The 22,481-nt window shown below is 58.7% G+C and carries 23 protein-coding genes and 1 pseudogene; 14 read left to right on the top strand and 10 right to left on the bottom strand.

The features are described from left to right. Positions 1 to 89: 89 nt before the first annotated feature. Complete coding sequence (locus ACX80D_RS09570) at positions 90 to 719, bottom strand: malonic semialdehyde reductase (protein WP_459322425.1); 630 nt, start codon at positions 717 to 719, stop codon at positions 90 to 92. A gap of 140 nt (positions 720 to 859) precedes the next feature. On the opposite strand from ACX80D_RS09570, the gene ACX80D_RS09565 reads away from it, so the two are divergent. Beyond that, positions 860 to 2,215 carry an ATP-binding protein gene (locus ACX80D_RS09565; protein WP_459322424.1) on the top strand — a complete coding sequence of 452 codons (1,356 nt, stop codon included), beginning with the start codon at positions 860 to 862 and terminating at the stop codon, positions 2,213 to 2,215. A gap of 83 nt (positions 2,216 to 2,298) precedes the next feature. Here the strand turns inward: ACX80D_RS09565 and corA are convergent, their stop codons facing one another. From corA to ACX80D_RS09550, 3 genes are all read right to left on the bottom strand, one after another. Further along, a complete protein-coding gene (gene corA, locus ACX80D_RS09560; RefSeq protein ID WP_459322423.1) occupies positions 2,299 to 3,294 on the bottom strand; it encodes a magnesium/cobalt transporter CorA in 996 nt (331 codons plus the stop codon). Positions 3,295 to 3,336: 42 nt separating this feature from the next. After that, positions 3,337 to 3,852 carry an Lrp/AsnC family transcriptional regulator gene (locus tag ACX80D_RS09555; protein WP_459322422.1) on the bottom strand — a complete coding sequence of 172 codons (516 nt, stop codon included), beginning with the start codon at positions 3,850 to 3,852 and terminating at the stop codon, positions 3,337 to 3,339. 141 nt (positions 3,853 to 3,993) lie between these two features. Then, complete coding sequence (locus tag ACX80D_RS09550; protein ID WP_459322421.1) at positions 3,994 to 5,061, bottom strand: NAD(P)H-dependent flavin oxidoreductase; 1,068 nt, start codon at positions 5,059 to 5,061, stop codon at positions 3,994 to 3,996. Positions 5,062 to 5,078: 17 nt separating this feature from the next. Between ACX80D_RS09550 and ACX80D_RS09545 the strand changes: the two genes are divergently transcribed. After that, complete coding sequence (locus ACX80D_RS09545; protein WP_459322420.1) at positions 5,079 to 5,993, top strand: N-acetylglucosamine kinase; 915 nt, start codon at positions 5,079 to 5,081, stop codon at positions 5,991 to 5,993. A 24-nt stretch (positions 5,994 to 6,017) separates the two neighbouring features. On the opposite strand, the gene ACX80D_RS09540 is transcribed toward ACX80D_RS09545, so the two are convergent. Then, positions 6,018 to 7,037, bottom strand: a complete 1,020-nt coding sequence (locus ACX80D_RS09540) for a LacI family DNA-binding transcriptional regulator (protein ID WP_459322419.1) — start codon at positions 7,035 to 7,037, stop codon at positions 6,018 to 6,020. Between the two features lie 204 nt (positions 7,038 to 7,241). Between ACX80D_RS09540 and ACX80D_RS09535 the strand changes: the two genes are divergently transcribed. The 4 genes from ACX80D_RS09535 to ACX80D_RS09520 all read left to right on the top strand — a co-directional run bounded on the left by ACX80D_RS09535 (position 7,242) and on the right by ACX80D_RS09520 (position 12,398). Further along, complete coding sequence (locus ACX80D_RS09535) at positions 7,242 to 9,203, top strand: glycoside hydrolase family 35 protein (RefSeq protein WP_459322418.1); 1,962 nt, start codon at positions 7,242 to 7,244, stop codon at positions 9,201 to 9,203. 60 nt (positions 9,204 to 9,263) lie between these two features. Continuing rightward, entirely contained in the window at positions 9,264 to 10,223 is a 960-nt protein-coding gene (locus tag ACX80D_RS09530) for a glycine betaine ABC transporter substrate-binding protein (RefSeq protein WP_459322417.1), read from the top strand. A 90-nt stretch (positions 10,224 to 10,313) separates the two neighbouring features. Next, positions 10,314 to 11,531, top strand: a complete 1,218-nt coding sequence (locus ACX80D_RS09525) for a pyridoxal phosphate-dependent aminotransferase (RefSeq protein WP_459322416.1) — start codon at positions 10,314 to 10,316, stop codon at positions 11,529 to 11,531. A gap of 12 nt (positions 11,532 to 11,543) precedes the next feature. After that, positions 11,544 to 12,398 carry a polyphosphate kinase 2 family protein gene (locus tag ACX80D_RS09520; protein ID WP_459322415.1) on the top strand — a complete coding sequence of 285 codons (855 nt, stop codon included), beginning with the start codon at positions 11,544 to 11,546 and terminating at the stop codon, positions 12,396 to 12,398. 27 nt (positions 12,399 to 12,425) lie between these two features. On the opposite strand, the gene ACX80D_RS09515 is transcribed toward ACX80D_RS09520, so the two are convergent. Next, positions 12,426 to 12,653 (bottom strand): exodeoxyribonuclease VII small subunit, encoded by a 228-nt coding sequence (locus ACX80D_RS09515; RefSeq protein WP_459322414.1) that lies wholly within the window; start codon positions 12,651 to 12,653, stop codon positions 12,426 to 12,428. Further along, on the bottom strand, positions 12,650 to 13,939 hold the full coding sequence (gene xseA, locus ACX80D_RS09510; RefSeq protein WP_459322413.1) for an exodeoxyribonuclease VII large subunit: 1,290 nt from the start codon (positions 13,937 to 13,939) through the stop codon (positions 12,650 to 12,652). Before xseA ends, ACX80D_RS09515 begins: the two co-directional genes overlap by 4 nt. Positions 13,940 to 14,116: 177 nt before the next feature. Here xseA and ACX80D_RS09505 point away from each other — a divergent pair, with 177 nt between their 5' ends. Continuing rightward, positions 14,117 to 14,950 carry a hypothetical protein gene (locus tag ACX80D_RS09505; protein WP_459322412.1) on the top strand — a complete coding sequence of 278 codons (834 nt, stop codon included), beginning with the start codon at positions 14,117 to 14,119 and terminating at the stop codon, positions 14,948 to 14,950. Positions 14,951 to 14,960: 10 nt separating this feature from the next. Beyond that, the gene (locus ACX80D_RS09500) at positions 14,961 to 16,040 is read left to right on the top strand and encodes a 4-hydroxy-3-methylbut-2-enyl diphosphate reductase (RefSeq protein ID WP_459322411.1); all 1,080 of its coding nucleotides are present in this window, start codon (positions 14,961 to 14,963) and stop codon (positions 16,038 to 16,040) included. Between the two features lie 137 nt (positions 16,041 to 16,177). Here the strand turns inward: ACX80D_RS09500 and ACX80D_RS09495 are convergent, their stop codons facing one another. Then, positions 16,178 to 17,398: a DNA recombination protein RmuC gene (locus ACX80D_RS09495; RefSeq protein ID WP_459322410.1), complete on the bottom strand. Its 1,221-nt coding sequence runs from the start codon at positions 17,396 to 17,398 to the stop codon at positions 16,178 to 16,180. Positions 17,399 to 17,491: 93 nt separating this feature from the next. Here ACX80D_RS09495 and ychF point away from each other — a divergent pair, with 93 nt between their 5' ends. The 6 genes and pseudogenes from ychF (at position 17,492) to ACX80D_RS09465 (ending at position 21,081) form a co-directional block, all read left to right on the top strand. Then, entirely contained in the window at positions 17,492 to 18,577 is a 1,086-nt protein-coding gene (gene ychF / locus ACX80D_RS09490; RefSeq protein ID WP_218712432.1) for a redox-regulated ATPase YchF, read from the top strand. Between the two features lie 127 nt (positions 18,578 to 18,704). Further along, on the top strand, positions 18,705 to 19,133 hold the full coding sequence (locus tag ACX80D_RS09485) for a hypothetical protein (RefSeq protein ID WP_459322409.1): 429 nt from the start codon (positions 18,705 to 18,707) through the stop codon (positions 19,131 to 19,133). Positions 19,134 to 19,218: 85 nt separating this feature from the next. Continuing rightward, complete coding sequence (locus ACX80D_RS09480) at positions 19,219 to 19,500, top strand: type II toxin-antitoxin system RelE/ParE family toxin (RefSeq protein WP_459322408.1); 282 nt, start codon at positions 19,219 to 19,221, stop codon at positions 19,498 to 19,500. A gap of 9 nt (positions 19,501 to 19,509) precedes the next feature. Then, positions 19,510 to 19,809: pseudogene (locus ACX80D_RS09475) on the top strand (HigA family addiction module antitoxin). 179 nt (positions 19,810 to 19,988) lie between these two features. Next, entirely contained in the window at positions 19,989 to 20,189 is a 201-nt protein-coding gene (locus ACX80D_RS09470; RefSeq protein WP_459322407.1) for a GNAT family N-acetyltransferase, read from the top strand. A 403-nt stretch (positions 20,190 to 20,592) separates the two neighbouring features. Further along, on the top strand, positions 20,593 to 21,081 hold the full coding sequence (locus ACX80D_RS09465; protein ID WP_459322406.1) for a peptide-methionine (S)-S-oxide reductase: 489 nt from the start codon (positions 20,593 to 20,595) through the stop codon (positions 21,079 to 21,081). 67 nt (positions 21,082 to 21,148) lie between these two features. On the opposite strand, the gene ACX80D_RS09460 is transcribed toward ACX80D_RS09465, so the two are convergent. Both ACX80D_RS09460 and ACX80D_RS09455 read right to left on the bottom strand, forming a co-directional pair. Beyond that, positions 21,149 to 21,916, bottom strand: a complete 768-nt coding sequence (locus tag ACX80D_RS09460; protein ID WP_459322405.1) for an SCO1664 family protein — start codon at positions 21,914 to 21,916, stop codon at positions 21,149 to 21,151. Next, positions 21,916 to 22,473 (bottom strand): DUF3090 domain-containing protein, encoded by a 558-nt coding sequence (locus ACX80D_RS09455; protein WP_459322404.1) that lies wholly within the window; start codon positions 22,471 to 22,473, stop codon positions 21,916 to 21,918. Before ACX80D_RS09455 ends, ACX80D_RS09460 begins: the two co-directional genes overlap by 1 nt. Positions 22,474 to 22,481 lie beyond the last annotated feature (8 nt).

Genomic DNA, 22,481 nt, shown 5'->3' with positions numbered 1-22,481 from the left:
AAAAGCGCGTCGGCCTTGGTGAAAAACCAAGGACGACGCGCTGGATGAGACTTAGTCCCACAGCAGCCGGCTACGGCTGGAATATATTCTTACAACGTCACGGTAGCCAGCTCGAATTCGAGGCGCTGTAGGCGTTCCCGATCAATTACACCGTTGGGCTTGCCCAGGTTGACCACCATGAAGGAGTTGTAGACAGTGTCTGCATTGAACTCGGCATCCAGACCTGCTGCGTCGAAGCCTGTCATGGGGCCAGCCGCCAGTCCCGCTGAGCGGGCGGCGAGGATAAAGTAGCCAGCCTGGAGGTGGGCATTATTGACGGCCATGGTTTTACGCATGTCAGCGTTGCCTTCAAACATGGGGATCATCTTGGCCATGTGCGGAGCGGTGGTGGGCAGCAGATCGTGCCAATCATTGGTGTAGCTCAGCACGGCCACCATGGGTGCGGTGAGTGTCTTGGCCTTGTTGCCATCGCCCATGTGCTCCACTAAGCGAGAGCGAGCTTCTTCCGAGCGAACCCAGGTGATGCGCAGCGGTTGGATGTTCATGGCGGTCGGACCCATTTTGGTCAGAGCGTAAATTGCCTGCAGCGTTTCATCGCTGATTTCTTCATCTGACCAGCTGTTGGCTGTGCGTGCTTCTAAGAACAGTGCCGCGGCGGTTTCGCCGTCCAGAATAAGTTCCTTATGGAGGTCGTTCTCGGTAGCAACATCAATGCTCATGAGCCCAGCTTTCTATATGTCAGAGAAGGTGTTCGCTTTGTACAGCGCGCACAGTGGAGGGATTTGTTTCTCGTTTTGCTATGACATGGCTCACAGTGTCAAGATGGCGGGACTGATCAACGCAAAGGAGCGGCAGATTTATGAGCCCATGGACCATTCGGGATTTCCACCCACAAGATGTTGAGGGCATCCTTCAGCTGTGGCAGGCGTTGCGCGACAACGGTGTGCAGCCTGTTTACGATCTGTCCGAAGTGCTGGCGTCCTGCGAAAAGGACCATGCGGTGGTTGCTGTTCAGGGCGAGAGCATTGTGGGTGCCGCTGTGGGCCGTGCCGCTCACGACCAAGGCTGGATAGTTTTCTTGGCCACACTGCCGCCCTTCAGGGGCCGGGGCATCGGCACGCTACTGTTGGCCGCCGTCGAAAACCGTATGGCCGCGCACGGTTTGAACAAGCTCTCCGCCCTGATGCCGGAGACGGAAACGCGGGTAGAGGCGTTCACCAACCGGGGCTTTGTGGTTAAAAAGAACTTGCGCTACTTTGAACGCCACATCCCCGTCCAACGCGCCGAACTCGGCGTCTTGGAGGAGCTCGGCGGGCGGGTCTTGCCGAGGGATCTCTGGGATCGTGTGGCAGGTATGACGGGCGAAAAGGAACTGCTGGAGCGGCGACTCGTGCTACCTCTAGCGGAGTCCGAATTGGCGGAGGAGTTCGGGGTGGTGCCGCCCCGTGCGGTGGTGCTTTTTGGTCCTCCAGGGACAGGGAAAACTACTTTTGCTAAGGCGATTGCGTCCCGGCTGGAGTGGCCCTTTGTGGAGGTCTTCCCATCGCGATTGGCAGGCGAGCCGGGCGGTTTGGCTGGGGCCCTGCGCCAGACCTTCTTGGACATCGCCGAGTTGGAACACGTAGTGGTATTTATTGACGAGGTTGAGGAGATTGCCTCGCAGCGTTCGGGGGAGCCGCCGTCGCCCATGCAGGGTGTCACAAACGAGCTTCTGAAGATTATTCCGGCCTTCCGCGACCAGCCGGGCCGCCTGCTGGTGTGTGCCACGAACTTCATCCGGTCGCTCGATTCGGCGTTTTTGCGCCACGGGCGTTTCGATTACGTGATTCCGATCGGGCTGCCGGATGAGCAGGCCCGCGCCGCCATGTGGAACCGTTTTATCCCGGCCCACGTTGTGGACACCATTGACGTTGCGGCGCTCGTAGCGGCCAGCAGCGGCTTCTCTCCGGCCGACATTGAGTTTGCCGCTCGCAGTGCCTCCCAGCGTGCTCTGGAGAAAGCCATGTTTGACGGCGGTGCCTCCCTCGGTGGGTTGGTTGGCTCCTCCGCCGGGGCAGCTTCGGCCACGGCTGAAGGGCCGTCCGAGAGGAACGCCCAGGTTCGGGGCCCTGTGACGGCCGACTACCTGGACACTATTGCCGAGACGAAGGCCACCGTCAGCGATGCTGTCGCTGCCGATTTCCTGGAGGACATTGCGGCACTGGCCAGGACGTAAGTGGTAGGGCAGCCGCTGAACCTCCCCTGAACTTCCCCTGAACTGCCGGCAGGCTGCTTGGGGTTCATTCCTGAGTAGCCTGCTTACAGCCAAGTCTTCTTTTTGAAGATCAGGTACATGACGAAGCCCACTAGGAACATCAGAATCAGGGCAAAAGGGTAGCCAAACGCCCAGTGCAGTTCGGGCATGTTGTCAAAGTTCATGCCGTAGATTGAACCCACAAATGAGGGTGCGAACAAGATGGCGGCCCAGGATGAGATCTTCTTCATCTGCTCATTCTCGGCGGCGGTGGCCTCATTTTGCCGGGTGGTGGTCAAGGTCCCGTCAACCGTTAGTGCGTTTTGCAGCAGTTGGCGGAAGGAGTCGGCCCGCGCCGTGACAATGTCAATGTGGTCCTCAACATCGCGCAGGTAGTGTTGCAGCTCAACATTGACGTGGTACTTATCGAAGCCGGCCTTGAGCTTTTCCAGCATGCCCTGTAACGGGTGGATGGCCCGCTGGAACTGGATGACCTCACGGGAGAGTTGGTAAATACGGCGGGAGACATGAGGGTCGCCGGAAAAGAGCTGGTCCTCAATCTCGTCGATGTCATTTTCTAGTCCGTTGACCACGGGCTTGTAGTCGTCAACCACCTGGTCCAGGATCGCGTACAGCACAGCCTCCGGGCCCATGGCCAAGAGTTCGGGATCGGCCTCGAGCCGGGTACGCGTGGAAGCTAGCCCTGGGGATTCCGCGTGGCGGATGGTGACCACAAAGTCCTTGCCAGTGAAAATGTGCAACTCCCCGAACTCCACCGACTCCGTGGCATCAATGTATCTGGCGGGCCGGAGCACGGTGAAGAGAACGTCGTCGTACCTCTCCAGTTTGGGGCGCTGGTGGGCCTTAACCGTGTCTTCTACAGCCAGCTCATGGAGTGAGAACTCGGCGGCCAGAGATTCCATCTCGGCTAGATCGGGACGGAACATGCCAATCCAGGCCATGCCGTCACAGGCATCCATGACCTCGTAGGTCTGCTCGAGGCTAATGGGATCGGCGAAGCGCTTACCGTTGACGTACACGGCGTTGTCAATGATGGTCACCTGCCCATTATGGGTCAGGTGCGTGGCATTTGCGTGACGCGGCTAGTCCAGCGGGCCAGTATGCCCCGGAATGTGTTGGAAGACCAGGGTGGTTTCGGTATGCCCAACCACAGGATCGGTGGTCAAGTTGTCCAGCACCCAGTCCCGCAGGGCATCAGTGTCGCGGACGGCAATGTGCAGCAGGTAGTCCACGGATCCGGAGGTGTGGAAGGTAGAAAGGACCTCAGGCAGCAGTGGAACACGGGCTGTGAACGTGTCAATTTCTTCCCGGTCGTGAGCGCGCAACCGCACGGCAATCAGGGCTTGGACGGCGCGGCCAATCGAGGCCAGGTTCAGTTTGGCTTCGAAACCCTCGATGGCGCCACGTTCCATGAGAGCCCGGGTGCGCATCAGGGCGGTGGAAGGGGCGATCCCCACGGCGTCGGCAAGGTCGCGGTTGGTGATTCGCGCATCAGCCACCAGTGTGTCGATGATCTGACGGTCGACGGCGTCCAGCGGCTCGGCGTGCTGGCCGGCCTGAGTCTGTTCGCGCCGAGCGTTCTTCACTGGTGATGCCATGGGATCCTCCAAGGTATGCGTGCTTTGCGGGGATATTTTTGTTTGAAACGTCCGTTAGTTCGCCATACTAGCAAATTCCCGAACAATTGCGTCGTCGTTGGACCGTGTTGGAGCGTGTTGGAGCGCGTCGGATTGCGTCGGCTAGAGCTCTCGCAGGATTTCTCGAACCACGGTGGCCGCCGGTGCAGCCTGAGCTGTCTTCCAACCGGTTCCCGCCCAAAGATTCACGGCGCCCGGATCCTGTGCTGCAGCCGCGGCTGCCCGTAGCGGCACGGTTAGGAAATGCACCTCGGGATAGGCGTCCGGGGCCGTGTCCGTGTGGTCCCTGACAAAATCGTTAACCAAGGCCCGAGCCGGTTTGCCGGTGAAGGCTCGGGTCATGGCCGTGCGGGTGTAGCTGGGGTCGGCCAAGGCGTCCTTATGCAGGGGGCGGGCTCCGCTCTCTTCGGTGCGGATCAGTGCGGTTCCGATAGCTACTGCCGTGGCTCCAGCGGCCAGGGCAGCTTTAGCTTCGGAGGGCCCACTCACGCCGCCAGCACCGACCAACGGCAAGGACACGGCAGAGCGCACCTCGGTCAACAATTGTGGCAGTGTGACGTGAGCTTCGGACGGGGGCGCCACCGCCGGCGAGCCCCCCGCCGCCCGGCTGCCCACAGCTAAAAATGCTGCCGTGTGGCCTCCGGCGTTGGCATGCTGAACCATCAATGCGTCGACTCCGGTGGATACAGCTGCCACTGCTTCAGCAACCGAGGTCACGGAGGCGACTACCCGCGTCCCCACTTCATGCAACCGGGACACAACCTCGGCCGGCGCCAGTCCGAAGGTAAAGCTGATGACTGGGACCGGATACGCCAGCAGCAGAGCAATTTTTTCGTCCCAGTAATCTTGCACCCGTGGATCATTGGGCTCCGGCGCGGCGAGTGGCACCTCGGCGCCGTAGCGGGCAGCCGTAGTCAGCAGTTCTGTCCGGTATGCGGCCAAGCTAGCCGCATCGGCAGCTCCCAGCGGTGCTGTCCGCGGTACAAACAAGTTAACGCCAAAGTCGACGCCCGTTGCACGCAAGGGTGCAATGTGTGCGGCGAGCTGCTCCGCAGTCTTATAGCCGCCGGCTGCGAACGCAAAGGCGCCGGCGCCCTGGGCTGCCAACGCGAGGGCCGCCGTCGTGGTTCCGCCAGCCATTGGTGCGGCAATTAAGGGTGTGTTGAACATGGCATTAGTCTAGGGGTGTGAACAAAAACACCTTGACTTCTCGCCCGGCTGCCTCGCGCTTGGTGGGCCTTGACATTGGCGGTTCGAAGACGCGCGGAATCGTTTGGAGTGACGGTGCGGTGACCAGCGATTCCAGCGTTGGCAGCACCAATGTCCAAAACGTCAGCCCCGAAATGGCCCGGGAAAATATGGCCGCGCTGTTCGCGCAGCTGGAGGTGGACGGGGCAACACATGTTTTGGTCGGGGCGGGAGGCGTCGACACGGACGACGACGCCTCCGCACTGCGGAGCCTCATCGCGCCTTTTGTCCCGGGCGCTCAGGTTGAGGTGGTCCATGACACCCGCTTGCTGCTGGCTGCTGCCGGGGCGACATCAGGGGTGGCCGTCATTGCCGGAACGGGGTCAGCGGCTTGGGGCATCAACGATTCGGGTAAAAACGCCCGCGCCGGGGGTTGGGGCTATTTGTTGGGCGATGAGGGCAGCGGTTACTGGCTGGCACGCGAAACCGTGCGGTACAGCCTGCGGCGGATGGATGCCGGGAAACCTGTCGATGACCTCACAGCTGCCCTTCTTGACTACTGCGGACTGGCCGAACCACAGTCCCTGATTGCGCATTTCCACCAGGGCACATCCCGGCGCTACTGGGCTGCAGCTTCGCCGATCATCTTCGCGGCCGCCGCCAGAGGCCATGAGCATGCGTTGCTGCTCGTGGACAAGGCGGGTGCAGATTTGGCCCAGATGGCCGCAAAGGTTGCCAACCAGTTGAAGATTACCGGTCCGGTGGTGCTGGGCAGCGGCCTGGGCAGCAACGTTCCGGCGCTGCAGGAGGCCTTCCGCGCGCATCTTGCCCAGCACGGATTGGATGAGGTACTCATTCTGCGCCAGGACCCCATTTTTGGCATCCCACTTCTGGTAGCGCAGGCGCTTGTTTAGCAGACGGCGGCCAAGCTAGAGAAACTATTCCGCCGGCGGAGGAGCGGTGCTTGCGCGCACAATCAGCGCAGGCTCCACGATGTCCGGAGTATTTGCTGCCCTAGGATCGGTGATTTGGGCGACGAGGCGGTGCACCGCACGGCGTCCGGTATCTTCGAATGACTGCCGCACAGTCGTCAACGGTGGCGTGGAATAAGCTGCCAAATCGATGTCATCGATGCCGACCACGGAAACGTCTTCAGGAATACGTCGGCCCAGTTCCGTGAGGGCCCGAATTACGCCAAAAGCCATTTCATCGCTGGCCACGAAGATGGCTGTGACCTCGGGCATCCGCCCTAAGATAAGCCCGTTGCGGTAACCAGATTCCGGGCTCCAGTCACCGTGCAGTTCCGGAGGAACCTCGCGGCCGGCCTCCTGCAGGGTGCGCCGCCAGCTGTTCAGTCGGCTGGAAGCATCAGACCAATCAACAGGGCCGGAGAGATGCCAAACGGTCTTGTGCCCCAGATCCAAGAGGTGTTTGGTGGCCACCACAGCTGCAACGTCCTGGTCCACGCCCACCATGCGATCGCCCATACCGGATGAGCCGTCGGTGTTGACGGTGGGGATGCGGGCCGTGATTTTTTCTACCTGACCAACAGCTTCTTGCAGTGGTGCGGCGATGATGATGCCATCTACGCCTTGGTAGACCAACCGGCTGACGGCGTCGATGACGCTCTGAGGGCTGAGGCTGGAGGTCACCGAATTCACGGTGTAGCCAGCCTCGCGGGCGCCCAGTTCAATACCCAGCGCCAAGGATGAGCGTGAGTAGTTGTTGGTGGACAGAGTCAACACGCCGATGGTCTTAGATCGGCCAGTTACCAGTGCCCGGGCCGTGTTATTCCGGCGGTAACCGAGCTCGTCAATGACCGCCAACACTCGCCGTCGGGTGCTGTCCTGAACGTTGGGATGTTCGTTGAGAACACGGGATACCGTCTGTGCAGACACTCCTGCTGCAGCTGCGACGTCCCGCATCGCCGGGCCACGTTCATATTGCTGCGTGCTCATGGTGTTCCTTGAGGTGGAGGGTTCTTGCAGCCTGCGCGAAGCGTGCGGAATGATTTTGGAGACAATTCTAGTTGTTAGCTTGTAACATACCTCGAATTGGCTTGAAATTGGCGGTTCATGTTACGGTTGCGAAGAATACGCAGGCGAGGTTGTTATCCATAACAAGGCACTGTTTCCGCGTTGGCCCTAATTCCAGGAGTTGAGTTGTCTACGTTTGTGACCTCTTCAGGCACCGCCGATGACCGTGCCCTACCCCCGCCGGAGGGGTCGGCTGTGCTGACGCCAACGCCAACGCCAACGTCAACGCTTAGCTACGCGGATCGTCAGCTTTTCAGGAACGGATCGCCGCATCGCATCATTGCCGGTGCCATGCACTATTTTCGGATCCACCCTGAACAGTGGCAGGACCGAATCGAGCGTCTAGTAGCCTTGGGCGTTAACACTCTGGATACCTACGTGGCTTGGAACTTCCACCAGCCTTCGGCGGATGTGGCGCCTGATTTCACCGGCTGGAAGGACCTGGCCCAGTTCATCACTCTGGCCGGCGATGCGGGACTGGATGTCATTGTGCGTCCGGGGCCCTACATTTGCGCCGAATGGGACAACGGAGGCTTCCCCGCCTGGGCCATTTCCGATCCTGAGATGGTGCTGCGATCCTCTGACCCGTTGTTCACCGACGTGGTGGGACGTTGGTTTGATCGTTTGCTGCCCGTCATTGCGCCTCTGCAGGCATGCAACGGCGGACCCGTAGTGGCCGTCCAGATTGAAAATGAATACGGCAGCTACGGCGATGACCAGAAATATCTGCGCTGGAACCGGCAGGCTCTTATTGACCGTGGCATTACCGAGATCCTTTTCACGGCCGACGGCGGCACCGACTACTTCCTTGACGGCGGCTCCCTGCCGGATACTTGGGCAACGGCAACGCTGGGCTCGCGCGGCGACGAAGCCGATGCTGTCTGGGAGCGTCGGCGCCCCGGCGAACCCTTCTTTACCGTCGAATTCTGGAACGGCTGGTTTGATCATTGGGGAGAAGACCACCACACTCGCCCCGGCAAGGATGCCGCCGCAGAAGCCAAGAAGGTCCTTGATACTGGCGGCTCAATCTGCCTGTATATGGCTCACGGCGGAACCAACTTTGGACTGGGTTCCGGCGCTAATCACGACGGAGCCATCCAGCCCACAGTCACTAGCTATGACTCGGATGCCCCCATCGCCGAAGACGGTCGCTTGACGGAAAAATATCATGCCATGCGTGAAGAATTCTTCAGAGCATCTGGACGTGAATTGACACCTGTTCCAGCTCATTTGGAGCGTCCCGCTCCGGTGCTTACAGCAGCCGCGTTTGACCTCTTCCGGGGGACGGAACTGCTAGATTTTGTTCGCGCCGTCGAGCCTGTGCGCAGTGTTAAGCCGCTGTCCTTTGAACAACTAGGACTCGACCGCGGATTGGTCCACTACAGCGCCCATGCCGTACTGCCCGTAGGCGAAGCCACCATTAGAGTCCGTGCGCTGCACGACCGGGCCTACCTATGGGTAGACGGGCGGTACGCCGGGGTGCTGACGGACGCCACTGGTGCTGATGGGTTGAAGATCACCACAGCTGGTGGCCTGGTCACGCTGGAAATCTTGGTAGAAAATCAGGGACGGATCAATTACGGGCCGCTCTTTGGTCAAGGTAAGGGAATCCTCGACGGCGTCCTGATCAACCAGCGCTACGTCTTCCACTGGGAGCAGCGAGCAGTCAATGTGGATAACCCACTATCGGAACTGCTTGTGCTTGGTGTGGCACCGGACCGTGCCGAAAATCCAGAAAGCTCCGCTATTTCAGGTGGTGTGATGGCATCGGAGACGGAGACGGAGACGGAGACTGGTCACGCGGGCCCCGGTTATTTCCATGGCGAACTGCACGTTGACGAACCGGCAGATAGTTACCTTGCCCTGCCCGGTTTCGGCAAGGGTGTGGTGTGGGTCAATGGCTTTTTGTTGGGCCGTTTCTGGGAGGTGGGGCCGCAACTGACGCTCTACATTCCTGCCCCGCTGTTCAAAGCTGGCGTAAACAAGATCACGGTGCTTGAGTTGGAACACGGCGGAAGCTACGGAGTACTTCACGAGCAGCCGAATTTAGGTGGTGTCGAGGTAACGTATGTTGAGGATTTGGGGTAACCCGTACTCAACAGAAGCTGTCATCGCGGCAGTCAGAATCAGGGAATCAGGGAGTTTCAAGTGCGCAAGAGGTTGGCCGCTGCACTCAGCGCATGCGTCGTTTTAGGCACCCTTGTTGCCTGCACTCCCGAACCTATCGTGACGATCCCCAGCAGTTCTCTGACTGTGGAGGTTCCGGCGCTGACTATTTCCGCTCCGCTGTCTCCCTCTGGCGTGAGCCCTGCCGAAGGTATCCTGGTGGCCCACGCATATGCGGCGGCGCTCAAAGCGGCCGGGATCAAGACCGTGGTGGAAGCAACCCCGGTAACAGCTCAGGACCAATTGTCAGGATTAGCGGCCGGAAGCGGCGATATTGCACCTGGCTATTCCCGTGAACTGCTGACTGCCTTAACCCCAAGTAGTACCGCTGAGGCGCCAGCCGAGGTCATTAGTGCGCTGAAAGACGCCGTTCCCGATGACGTCAGTGTGCTGGATGCTGCCAAGGCCCTCGATGTGGATAACTTGGTGGTAACGGCAGCCACAGCTGAAAAATACCAGCTCAAGTCCATCGAGGATCTGGCAAAAATCTGCGACAAGCTGCTGCTGGGAGGACCTGCTGGGTTCAACGAAAAGGGCAGAGGACTGGCCGGATTGGGCAGCGACTACAACTGCGTACCTAAGAAGTATGTGACTTTGGAACCGCTGTTCGATGGCAGCAGTGATGATCTGTTGTGGGCTCTACTGCGCGATGACATTCAGGTCGCCGACATCCACAGCTCTGCGCCAGCCATAGCAGACAACGCGCTCGTGTCATTGGCAGATACCAAGGGCCTCTTCCTAGAACAAAATGTGGTTCCGTTGGTCGATAAGAAAACCGTCCCGGCGGAGGTCCAGGACATCCTCAATAAGGTTAGCGGTGCTCTCTCCACCGAGGAACTGGCTAACCTGAACCGGCTGGCCCAAGACCGGTATTTCGGCGACTTCTCTGAAGTGGCCACGGCATGGTTGATCCAGGTCGGATTAGTCAAAGCCAGCTCCTGAAGCGGCCAGCAAGCCACTTGATTGGCATTGGCCCGGACACTGCGCCGGTTCCAGCTCAAATTCAGGGGCGGGGTGTGCCATATTTGATAAATGGCAGAATTCACCCAGTCCACCAAGCTTCATAACGTTCTCTATGACATTCGGGGACCTTTGCTGCAGAAAGCGCAGCAGATGGAATCTGAAGGTCACCGGATCCTGAAGTTGAACATTGGCAATCCAGCACCGTTTGGCTTCGAAGCGCCCGACGCGATTTTGGTGGACATGATCCGCCATCTCCCACACGCCCAGGGCTACTCTGACTCCCGTGGAATTTTCTCTGCCCGCACAGCAGTGGTGCAGTATTACCAAACGCGCGGGATCCACAACATTCATGTCGATGATGTGTACTTGGGCAATGGCGTCAGTGAACTCATCACCTTGTCTTTGATGGCACTGCTGAATAACGGCGACGAAGTGCTGATCCCGGCACCGGATTACCCGCTGTGGACGGCCTCGGTGAGCCTTGCCGGCGGCAGGCCCATCCACTATCTGTGCGATGAGGACAACGAGTGGTGGCCGGATCTGGATGACCTAGAGGCAAAGATTACGCCCAAGACTAAGGGCCTTGTCATCATCAACCCCAACAACCCCACGGGGGCTGTGTATCCGGATCACATCCTGACCGGCATGATCGATCTGGCACGCAAGCACAATTTAGTGGTTTTCTCGGACGAGATTTACGAGAAGATCCTCTATGAAGACGCCGTGCACATCAACACGGCCAGCCTTACTGGCGATGACGTGTTGTGCATGACCTTTAGCGGATTGTCCAAGGCTTACCGGATTTGTGGATTCCGGTCCGGCTGGCTGGCCATTTCGGGCCCTAAGGCTGCTGCCGCGGACTACCTCGAAGGCATTAACTTGTTGGCCAATATGCGGTTATGCGCCAATGTTCCGGGACAGCATGCCATCCAAACAGCCTTAGGTGGGCATCAGAGCATCAATGATTTGATCCTGCCCGGCGGGCGGCTGCTGGAGCAGCGAGACCTGGCCTACCGCATGCTCAACGAGATCCCCGGTGTCTCTGTCAATCAGGCCAAGGGCGCCTTGTATCTGTTCCCGAAGCTTGACGCAGAGATGTACCCCATCAAGAATGATGAGAAGTTCGCCCTGGGGCTGCTGGAGTCACAAAAGATCTTGGTCTCCCACGGCCGGGCGTTCAACTGGCTCCAACCTGACCATTTCCGTCTTGTCACTTTGCCCAATGTTGTGGATCTTGAAGAAGCCATTGGACGAATTGCCGAGTTCCTCAGCACGTACAAACCCTAGGAAAGGCCTATTGTGTCCCTGCCGCTTGGTTTTACCGATCACCCTTCCAAGATTCTGCGCGTAGGGCAGGGTTTTTCCTTGGGGGAACAGCCCACCAATGTCGCACCCGGGTTTGTCGGGGACAAGGCCGACGGCGTCGCCACCTTGGCAGAACGCGCGGAAGTTTTGGCCCAACTGCAAGAACAGCTATTTGCTGAAAGCCGTTTTGGTGGAAAAAAATCGGCGCTGCTGATTCTGCAAGCCATGGACACAGCAGGTAAGGGCGGCATTGTGGGCCGGGTAGTGGGTGCCGTGGATCCGCAAGGTGTAAAACTCACCACATTCAAAGCGCCCACGGATGATGAAAAAGCCCACGATTTCCTGTGGCGCGTGCGGCCCGCTGTTCCTGGTCCGGGCATGCTGGGGGTCTTTGATCGGTCGCACTATGAAGACGTGCTAATTCACCGGGTCCACGGGTGGGCTGATGAGACCGAACTGGAGCGGCGCTACCAGGCCATCAACAATTTTGAAGCAGAGATGGCGGCGTCAGGGACCACGATCGTGAAGATCATGCTGAATCTGAGCCCCGAGGAACAGCTGGAGCGGCTCACCGCGAGGCTGCACGATCCCACGAAGTATTGGAAGTACAGCCCCACAGATCTTGATGAGCGTGCCCATTGGAAGTCTTATATGGATGCCTACCAAAAGATGTTCGAGAAGACGAGCACTGAAACAGCGCCCTGGTACGTGGTCCCGGCCGACAAGAAATGGTATGCCCGCATGGCCGTCCAAGAGATCCTCATCAAAGCATTGGGCGGACTGGATTTGCAGTGGCCAGCCGGAGATTTCGATCTGGCTAAAGAACGCGCCAGGTTAGAAAAGGGCTAAAGCGCGGCGCAGCACCTGAAAAGTGTCTTATTCGGCCTCGGTACGGGCCGCGTCCAGCCGGGCTTTGGCGCCTTCGAGCCATTCTTCACAGCGCTTGGCCAGAGCTTCACCGCGCTCCCACAAGGCCAAGGAATCTTCCAGGCTGGAACTGCCAGCTTCGAGCTGGTTGACGACACCCATGAGCTGTTCGCGGGCCTGCTCGTAGCTAAGGGCAGTGATGTCTGAATTGGGGACGGTGGCTGCTGCGGGGCTCATACGGATTCCTTTGTGGCTGTTTCTGTTTTTGTGGCTGCGGCAGAGCTTGCGGCGGTGCTGGTGGCCGTGAAATCTCCGCCGGCGACACGAATTTTCAATGCTGCGCCAGCGGTGATCTGCTCGGGGGACCGGACAATGCTACGGTCCTCCAGTTGGACCACTGCGTAGCCGCGGTCCAACGTTTTTTGCGGTGACAGGGCGCGTACTTGAGCACGCAGATGCATTAGCTGATCCGAGTGTCGCCCCACCTGGGTGCGTACCGCGGTCAGAGCACGACTGCTCAAGGCGGCGACGTCGTCGTGCCTGATTGTGAGCATGGATTGTGGGTTGGCCAAAACTGGGCGGGTGCGCAGATAGGCCAGCCGTTCGCCTTCACGGTCCAACATCTCCCTGATGCGGCGATTGAGCTGCGTGCGGGCTTGGTCCACACGGCGCAGTTCCTCACCAACGTCGGGAACAATCCGCTTGGCAGCATCGGTGGGGGTTGAAGCGCGGAGATCGGCAACTTCGTCCAGAAGGGGACGGTCGGCCTCGTGACCAATGGCGCTGACCACAGGAGTCATTGCCGCAGCTACTGCGCGTACCAGCGACTCATGACTAAAAGGCAGCAGATCCTCTAATGATCCACCGCCTCGGGCGATGACAATGACATCTACGCGGGGGTCAGCATCAAGTTCTTCCAAAGCCCCGATGACACCGGTGACAGCGTTGACACCCTGAACCGCGACCTCGCGAACCTCAAACTCCACGGCGGGCCAGCGCAACGCGGCATTACGCAGAACATCTTTCATGGCGTCAGAATTACGCCCGGTGATGAGGCCGATTCGGTGCGGGAGTAGGGGCAGAGCTTTCTTGCGCCGTGGGTCGAAGAGGCCTTCGGCAGCCAAGGCCTGGCGCAGCTTTTCGATTCGGGCGAGCAGGTCTCCCAGACCAACAGGACGAATATCCTGACCCTGCATGGAGAGCCGGCCTGTCTTAAGCCAAAAATCAGGCTTGAGTTGGGCCACCACACGGGACCCACGTTCAAGCGGGGCCTCCAGCCGGCTCAAAACAGACCCCCACACTGTAACGCTCAGGGACACTTCCGCATCAATGTCGCGCAGGGTCAGGTAGCTGACATTGGCGCGCTTGTTCAGCTCGATCACCTGAGCCTCAACCCAAGCCGGGGGAGCTTTTTCAATGTGGGTCTTGAGTTTCTGACTCAACAACTGCAAAGGCCACGGGTTATCTGGAGTTGTGTCCGCAGCCGTGGATGCTAGGACCTTCCTCACCGGTGGTTCCGTCATGAAAGTTTCGCCGTCCTTTGCTCCTGGATGCCAGCCTGGTCTGGTGCTTTTGTTCTTTGGGTTTTGTTACTTGATAGCAACTCTATCTTTAGGCACTGACACGCGAGCGCGGCTATCCACAGGCATGAACTACCATGGGGGATTATTGGCAGCACTTTTGTGGTTGAGGGATATTTCATGCGTACTGCACTTTCGGCACTTCTCGTTATTGCGGCCCTGCTGCTCGCTGCAATTGCCGGGCCGTCGCTCTGGCTGCAACGCAATGTTATTGACGGCCCCGGATTTACTAAGCTCGCAGGACCGCTAGGTAGCAATAGTGAGTTCCAAGAGGGTCTGTCCGCACTGGTTGCTGATCAGGTCACCGGGTCCTTGAACCTGCCCACTCAGCTCAATGAACTTGCAGGTGCCCTCATCACATCGGCAGCCCGGTCTCTGCACACCGATCCTGGCTATGAGGCTGCATGGACTCAGACACTGCAAAGAAGTCACGCGCTGACCTTTAATGCCGCCGGGAATCAAGACGTTCAGGGCGATCTGAAACTGGACATTGCGCCACTGGTGGAACTGGTGGCGGCCAATGTATCTGCCAACTTGGGTGTGCCGCTGTCGACGCCCGAAGACGTGGTCATCAGTGTGGACCAGCCCAAGGTCGCTCAAGCGCTGCCCTTGGGGACCAAGCTGGGAGGCTGGTCAGGCTGGATGGTGTTCATCGCCGTCGACCTTCTAGCGCTGGGAGTGATTGTGGCCCGCCGCCGGGCACTAACGCTCATCCTCGGTGGTGCCGGTCTTGCCGCCGTAGCACTGTTGTGGCTGTTCGGCTCGGGATTCGTGGAGAGCGCTTTGGCTGGGATGACTGTGGGACCGGAGATTGCGCAACAATTCGGGATCCAGTTAGGGGCGCTGGCCCGGGCCAGCTGGCAAGGCGGAATCACCGGTACGTTCGTCATCGCTGGGGTAATGGCGGCCGTCGGTGGTGTAGCTCTCATGGTTAAGCGGCGGCGTACCACGTAGGATGGTGGCTATGAGCACCACTGCCGTTTCCTTATCCATGCCCGTCGTTCCGCGTCGTCGCAGGTCGCCCGAAGAGGTGGCTGCAGCCGCCCCGGTCACCGGAGAAAAGCGCGTCCTGCTGGCAGCCCCGCGAGGTTACTGCGCTGGCGTTGACCGCGCTGTGATCGCTGTCGAAAAAGCACTCGAACACCACGGCGCTCCGGTCTACGTGCGCAAACAAATTGTGCACAACGTCCACGTTGTCACCTCGTTAGAAGCCAAGGGCGTCATCTTCGTCGAGGAAAATGAGGAGGTTCCAGAGGGTGAACTAGTGGTCTTTTCTGCCCATGGCGTCTCACCGGCCGTGGTTCAATCGGCAGCAGATAGGGGTCTGCGGACCATTGACGCTACCTGCCCGTTGGTGACAAAAGTTCACAAGGAAGCCGTGCGCTTTTCTGGGGAAGACAAGCACATCCTGCTGATCGGCCACGAGGGTCATGAGGAAGTGGAAGGCACGTACGGCGAGGCGCCCGAAAGCACCACCATTGTGAACAACCCAGAAGAGGCGCGCACACTCGAAGTTGCAGACCCGGACAACCTGATCTGGCTTTCTCAAACCACTCTCTCGGTCGATGAGGCTATGGAGATTGTGGATATTTTGCGCGAACGGTTCCCCAAACTGCAGGATCCGCCCAGTGATGATATTTGCTATGCCACCACCAACCGTCAAGGGGCCATCAAGGAGATAGCGCCGCAGGCAGACTTGGTGATTGTGGTCGGTTCAGCCAACTCATCGAACTCCGTTCGTCTCATGGAGGTTGCGCTCGAGTATGGCGCCAAAGCTTCACACCGCGTTGACTTTGCCAATGAAATTGATGAGGCCTGGTTCGTTGGTGCGGCCACAGTCGGTGTCACCAGTGGCGCATCAGTGCCGGAAATTCTCGTCCAGGATGTCCTGAGACTGCTGGCGGAGTACGGCTATGGATCCGTAGAAGAAGTGGTCACGGCCAAGGAAGACATCCTCTTCTCCTTGCCCAAGGAACTGCGCGCCACTATGAAGGCAGCGGGAGATCCCGACTACAAGGGTGTGCGGAGCTCCAACCTGCTCTAATCCTTCGCTGAGATTCCCAGTAAGTCAAAACGGAGTGGCCCGAACCAGGTGGTTCGAGCCACTCCGTTTTGGTTCGGGGATTCAGATTGGCGAACTTGGCCTCACCGATTCAGATCCGGGAACTGTAGCTAATGAACTCAGCTGGCTCTCCCGATATCAGCGGCGTGAAGTTCGGCGTGGCTGTCTGTGGTGTGGAACTCCGGCGCCGTGAGCATGCGGGGAGTACTCTCCACCTGAGCTGGGGATTCTAGGGTTTTGGGGTCCAGCGCATTGAGCTTTCGAGCTGTGGGTAGCACTCGGGCTTCTAGGGTGCCCACCAGCTTGTTGTACCGGTCAACGCTGGTTTTCAGGGAGACACCCACCGCAGAAACGGCCTCACCCATAGTGCCCAGACGCGTGTAGAGCTGGGCTGAAAGCTCAAAGAGCTCTTTGGCGCTCTCCGTGAGTACGTCTTGACGCCAACTGAAGGCCACAGCCTTCAAAATGGCCATGAGGGAGATGGGAGAAGCCAAGACAACGTTCTTGCTCATGGCGTAGTCAAGGAGCTCCGGATCCGCGTTCAGAGCTGCAGAGAGAATGGACTCCACGGGGACAAAACAAATGACCAGCTCGGGGGAGTTCAACGCAGAAGTCCAGTACTGCTTGTTCGCCAGCGCATCAATATGAGCCTTCACGGCTTTCGCATGGCGAGTCAAGTGTTGGGCAGACGCGGCGCTATCTGTTGCGCCGGCGTCGTGCGCATTGAGGAATGCAGTCAGCGGAACCTTGGCATCGAGCACCAACTCCTTACCTCCGGGCAGACGCACCACCATGTCAGGGCGGTGTACTCCGTCGTCCGTGGAGGTGTGGACCTGCTCCGAGAAATCGACATGGGCCAGCATGCCGGCGGACTCCACTACGCGGCGCAGCTGAACCTCGCCCCACTTGCCTCGGGCACTGTTGGAGCGCAGCGCAGCCTCCAATGAAGACGTGGTGGCCAGCAACTTGGCGTCCGCATCCCGGGCATCGCGAAGTTGCTCCGCGAGCTGGCCGTACTGTTCAACGCGGTCGCGCTCCAGCAAAGACACCTGTCGTTGGACGGCATTGAGCTTCTCGGACACCGGACCCAAAGCCTGCAGCACATGAGAGTCTGAACTCTGCTGCGCGGACAGGGCATGGTTCTGCGAGGCGAGCAACCTGCGCTCAGCATCAGCTGCCGCAAAATTTACGCTCAACGACGAGGCGCGGTCATGGGCGGCGTCGGCTTCCTCATTAGCCGCGCGCAGCCTCGCCAGCAGCACCCACGCAACTGCCGCGGCGCCCACTACGGCTCCAATAACCAACATTAAAACTGCTACTAGCCAGCCGATTCCATTCATGAAACCAGCTTCGCACGCAGCACTGACATTCTAGGATTCGCCGCTGGTGGGCAAAGAAGCTTAAACCTCTGGCAACCGGTAGAATCACTTACCGTGGCTCTTACTATTGGCATCGTCGGACTGCCCAACGTCGGCAAATCAACCCTTTTCAACGCACTGACACGCAACAACGTGCTCGCAGCGAACTACCCGTTCGCCACGATCGAGCCCAATGTTGGCATTGTTAGCCTGCCCGATCCCCGCTTGGCAAAGCTGGCCGAGGTCTTCGGATCCGCCCGTTTGCTCCCGGCAGTAGTGACCTTCGTGGACATTGCCGGCATCGTCAAGGGCGCCTCGGAAGGGGAAGGCCTAGGCAATAAGTTCCTGGCCACCATCCGTGAAGCCGAGGCCATCGCCCAGGTTATCCGGGTCTTCGATGACCCCGATGTAATCCATGTTGACGGCAAAGTTGATCCGAGCTCGGATATGGAGACCATTAACACCGAGCTGATTCTGGCCGACATGCAGACGGTCGAGAAGGCAATCCCGCGCATTGAGAAGGCTGTTAAGCTCAAGCAGCGCGCGGCCGCTGAGCTGAACGCCATTAAGGCTGCTCAGGTTGTCCTTGAACGCGGCGACACTATTTTCTCCTCCATCAAGAGCGACAAGCTCGAGATGGAACATCTGAAGGAACTCTCGCTCCTGACTGCCAAGCCGTTCATCTACGTGTTCAACGTCGATGATGCCGTTCTGGGCAACCCGGAGCGTCAGGCAGAACTTCGTGCACTCGTAGCTCCTGCCGACGCGATCTTCTTGGACGCCAAGCTGGAATCGGACCTCGTCGAGCTCGACGAAGAAGAAGCCCGCGAAATGCTGGAGATGAGTGGTCAGGAAGAGTCCGGTCTGGACCAGTTGGCTCGCGTTGGGTTCCACACTCTGGGCCTGCAGACCTACCTCACCGCTGGCCCCAAGGAAACACGCGCCTGGACCATCCACCAGGGCGATACCGCTCCCATGGCTGCTGGTGTCATTCACACCGATTTCCAGCGCGGCTTCATCAAGGCTGAAGTCGTTCACTTCGATGACCTGATCGAGGCCGGTTCCATGCACGAGGCTAAGGCCAAGGGCAAGGTTCGCATTGAAGGCAAGGAATACGTCATGCACGACGGCGACGTGGTCGAATTTAGGTTTAACGTCTAGTCGCGTTCCGCTTCAACCTCTAGTTTGGTTTCGCGGTGAGAGGGCTGGATTCGCACTTTGGTGCGGATCCAGCTTTCTTTCATTAGTCTGAAAGCTCATCGACTCATAAAACGTCAAAGAGGTGACCGTGTCTTCTGGGTATGGGAAGTTCGTATCACGCGCTGAGCAGTCCGCGTGGATGCACTCACTTCGTCCGATTACCGCTTACGTAGATTTTGTCTTTAATAATGGCGACGGCAACCACCCACTGCTGGAGCAGTTAGGGCACCTGGAATCTATCCGAACAGTCGGTGTCGAGCCTGGGAATGGTTATTATTTTCGGCCACGTCCTACAGTGATTAAGCGGAGGTATGTCTACGATCGTGCCATTATCCGAGCCATTGACAGTCTTGGTTGTTTCTTTCCTGAAGCCACGAGCTCAGCTCAATGGACTGGGCTGGGTGATGTTGATGTGGTGTTCCTTGATAGAAGGGGCAAGATGATTGGCGCGACGGTATCGCACGAAGGCATGATCATTACACCGGACGACGAGGACGAGGCCGGTCTGCCGCTCTGATTGCGAGGTTGGCACGAGCGGCGACGTCGTGGAGTTCAGGTCTAACGTCTAGCGTTATTGACGCGCTGCGTTATGCGCTAATCGTGTGATCAGATCCTTCGCAGACCGCGCTACTGAACGTGTTTGGCGTCGCGAGCCGGCGAAGAAACTTGATCCGCGAAGACACAAGACAGAGAATCGGAAGTTGCATCCTCTGGATGCTGCGCTATCGCTCGACGCCCTGCGCGTTACTCCCGGTAACCGGTTGGAAGCACTCAAAGGCGATCGAGCGGGTCAGTACAGTATCCGGGCCGACGGCCAATGGCGGATCTGTTTCCGGTGGACCGATGCTGGACCCGAAGACGTTGCTATAGTCGACTACCACTGAGGAGGAATGATGTCAGAGAAGCTTGGCCCGCCTATCCATCCGGGAGAAGTCTTGATGGAGGATTTCCTCGAGGGGTTTGGTATTACACAGAACAAGCTTGCCGTATCGATTGGCGTGCCGCCGCGGCGGATCAATGAGATCGTGCACGGCAAGCGGGCCATCACCGCTGACACCGCGTTGCGACTTGGACGGTACTTTGGCATAGACCCGCAGTTCTGACTCAACCTGCAAAGTCGCTACGAACTGGAAATCGCCCAAGATCGCATGCTCGATCAGGTCGCAGCGATCACGCCGCTCAAGATCGCTTGAACGTTTAGCAGATATGGCGCGTCGATTGACTTCAGAGCAGGACTTATCTGTGTGACGAGCAGCGGCTCCGGATATTGCTGCATTGATGGCATTGCGAACAGAAATGTTCGACGCAATGGACATTGATGCATCCGGCGCCGCATGGCGTGCCGCTGCTCACGCATGCTTCGAGTGGCGACGTGCTGATAAATAACGTTTGCACACTTCCTACACACCGTGGGCGAGGCTTCGGCTCAGCGGCGTTCGAAGCTGTTTTGGCGTGGGCCAGGGGAACTGGCGTGGAGCGTGCGGAACTCATGGCCGCGGAAAGCGGCAGAGGAATCTACGAGAAAGCTGGCTTCGAGATCAACAACTCGCTTGCCATGCGGGCGATGCTCTGAAGAATGCTCAGAAGGCTTGGCTGTGCAAAGGTTGGCGAGTACCGGAACTCGGTCGAGTTCCGGTTAAACCTTTAGAACCGTTTCGATCTTGACCGCAAGAAATGCCCGGACTGCTTTTACATTCCGGGCATTTCTGTACGCGGCGCTAAAACGTCCTTAACGAATGTTCAAGCAGCGATGAGGATTGAGATGTGGCAAGGATCTGGGATATCACTTGGGAGAGATGGGAAGCCGGCTGAGATCGACCTATCCGAGCTGAGCTCGGCGATCGAGCGCATCGCTGCTGAAGCTGACCGGGATGGCCCTGCGAAGCGATTCGTGAGGGATATCGCCGCTACGGCATCGGTAGCCATCTGATCTGCTACATGCACAAACGTCGCGCAGGCACCAGTAGGATCGGTACATGAATGCAGAGCGCGAGGTTGAGGAGCTATACCTCGCGGGCGGCTGCCTCTGGGGAGTGCAGGCCTTCATCGCGACCCTGCCCGGGGTGACGTTCACCGAGGCTGGAAGGGCCAACGGCGACAGCCAACGCCTCGACGGTGACTACTGTGGATATGCGGAATGCGTATTGACGCGATTTGATCCGACGCTTGTTAGTGTCGAGCAGCTGATGGCGTACCTCTTTGAGATCACCGATCCCTACAGTGTTAACAAACAGGGGCCGGACCTTGGTCAGAAATATCGCACAGGCGTGTACTCCAACAATTTGCGTCACCTCGAAGAGGCTCGGGCCTTCATCGAGGCGAGGGACGACGCCGACCGAATCGCCGTAGAAGTTCTGCCGCTGTCCAACTATGTGCGAAGCGCCCAAGAGCATCAGAATCGGCTCGCGCGTTTCCCCGCGGATTCCTGTCATCTTCCCGCGGAACTGCTAACTAAGTACTGCTGACTAAAGACCAAATGGATTCGCGAGTCAGCCTGTAGCTCCTGACCTACTGGGAACCTTCTGCGTGGTGTTAGAAAAGCGGCCAGGGCACGGCCGGCATCTCACCACTGGGAGCTGGAAATCGCCCCGCCAAACGCAAGCTTTCGCAGCGATCGGCGAGCGCTGTAATCTCTTTAGCACTGATCAGCTCCGCCAAACTTTGGCCCAGCGCGCCGTCGAGCCCCGCACTGACACGATCAATACCTGAGAGTTCCTCCGCTGTAAGCGCGTCTCCCAGCCATCCCCACAGCACCGTGCGCAACTTGTTGTCGTGGTGAAAGGTGAGCCCGTGGTCAACTCCATACCGGTGGCCGTCAGCCATGGAAAGAACATGGTCGCCTTTGCGGTCGGCGTTGTTAACCACGACGTCGAACACCGCCATGTGCCGCAGCGCCGGCGAATCCTCGTGAACCAGGGCAACGATCTCCCCGTTCTCACCTTCTCCCGTGAGAACCTGCTTCCAGCTGGTTCCAGGCACGCGGTCTGCAGCGATTAAATCCACAGCGTTCTGGGCGGGATCTTGCTCTTGCCAGAGCTGCACCATTCCTTCGCCCACCGGACCATCTCGCAGCCAAGTCTGGGGCACCACGTCCCAGCCCATAGCCTGCGAGATACGATAAGCGGCCACCTCCCGATGGGCCAGTGTTCCATGCGGAAAGTCCCACAGTGGGCTTTCCCCTGCTATCGGCTTATAGACCACTTCTACGTCGCCGATACTGCCAAGAAATGTCGCGTTTGATGCTGTCGTAATACGGCCGTTGAGTGTCAGCTCAGCGGTCACAAGCTGCGGCATTGGCATCAGACCTCAGGCAGTGTGCAGATGTGTCCGTCAGGGTCCACGGGGAAACCGCAAAGCGGGCAAGCCGGGCGCCCAGCACCTACAATCTCGCGTGTGCGCTTGGCGAATGCGCGGGCGGTGCCCACTGGCATGCGCACGCGTAGCATTTCGGTCTGTTCGGCCCCGATCTCGTGGAGCTCTTCGTCGTTGTCATCATCGAAGGCATCTTCGGTGAGCGGGCTGGCCTCAATGACAATCTGGGCCGTGGCTGGGTCCCACCCTAAGCTCATGACTCCCGCGCGGAATTGCTCCGCAACGTCCTCGAGCGGGTCATTGTCCACCAGCTCAATGGGAGTGCCCGTTGGGACGCTGAAGGGGTTGCCCTCCACGGTGATGAGCTGATCGAGTGCTTCCTCGATCTTCTCCGCGAGCAGAGCTGATTGCTGCTTCTCCAGGGCAATACTCACTATTTGCTTCCCGGAGCGCACCTGCAAATAGAACGTACGCGCACCCGGAAGGCCAATGGTGCCAATGACGACCCGATCAGGCCAGGAAAAATCGTGAACACGTGTAGGCATGTCAGTAT

This window comes from Arthrobacter sp. Sr24 (genome assembly GCF_054511175.1).
This window is presented reverse-complemented; position numbering and strand designations above follow the sequence as displayed.

Excerpts from the sequence above, each read along its gene's own strand:
- ACX80D_RS09505 (WP_459322412.1), top strand. The coding sequence starts at position 14,117 with ATGCGTACTGCACTTTCGGCACTTCTCGTTATTGCGGCCCTGCTGCTC.
- ACX80D_RS09550 (WP_459322421.1), bottom strand. The coding sequence starts at position 5,061 with ATGTTCAACACACCCTTAATTGCCGCACCAATGGCTGGCGGAACCACG.
- ACX80D_RS09570 (WP_459322425.1), bottom strand. The coding sequence starts at position 719 with ATGAGCATTGATGTTGCTACCGAGAACGACCTCCATAAGGAACTTATT.
- ACX80D_RS09495 (WP_459322410.1), bottom strand. The coding sequence starts at position 17,398 with ATGAATGGAATCGGCTGGCTAGTAGCAGTTTTAATGTTGGTTATTGGA.
- ACX80D_RS09565 (WP_459322424.1), top strand. The coding sequence starts at position 860 with ATGAGCCCATGGACCATTCGGGATTTCCACCCACAAGATGTTGAGGGC.
- ACX80D_RS09465 (WP_459322406.1), top strand. The coding sequence starts at position 20,593 with ATGAATGCAGAGCGCGAGGTTGAGGAGCTATACCTCGCGGGCGGCTGC.
- ACX80D_RS09540 (WP_459322419.1), bottom strand. The coding sequence starts at position 7,037 with ATGAGCACGCAGCAATATGAACGTGGCCCGGCGATGCGGGACGTCGCA.
- ACX80D_RS09525 (WP_459322416.1), top strand. The coding sequence starts at position 10,314 with ATGGCAGAATTCACCCAGTCCACCAAGCTTCATAACGTTCTCTATGAC.
- ACX80D_RS09460 (WP_459322405.1), bottom strand. The coding sequence starts at position 21,916 with ATGCCAATGCCGCAGCTTGTGACCGCTGAGCTGACACTCAACGGCCGT.
- ACX80D_RS09555 (WP_459322422.1), bottom strand. The coding sequence starts at position 3,852 with ATGGCATCACCAGTGAAGAACGCTCGGCGCGAACAGACTCAGGCCGGC.
- ACX80D_RS09455 (WP_459322404.1), bottom strand. The coding sequence starts at position 22,473 with ATGCCTACACGTGTTCACGATTTTTCCTGGCCTGATCGGGTCGTCATT.
- ACX80D_RS09515 (WP_459322414.1), bottom strand. The coding sequence starts at position 12,653 with ATGAGCCCCGCAGCAGCCACCGTCCCCAATTCAGACATCACTGCCCTT.
- xseA (WP_459322413.1), bottom strand. The coding sequence starts at position 13,939 with ATGACGGAACCACCGGTGAGGAAGGTCCTAGCATCCACGGCTGCGGAC.
- ACX80D_RS09500 (WP_459322411.1), top strand. The coding sequence starts at position 14,961 with ATGAGCACCACTGCCGTTTCCTTATCCATGCCCGTCGTTCCGCGTCGT.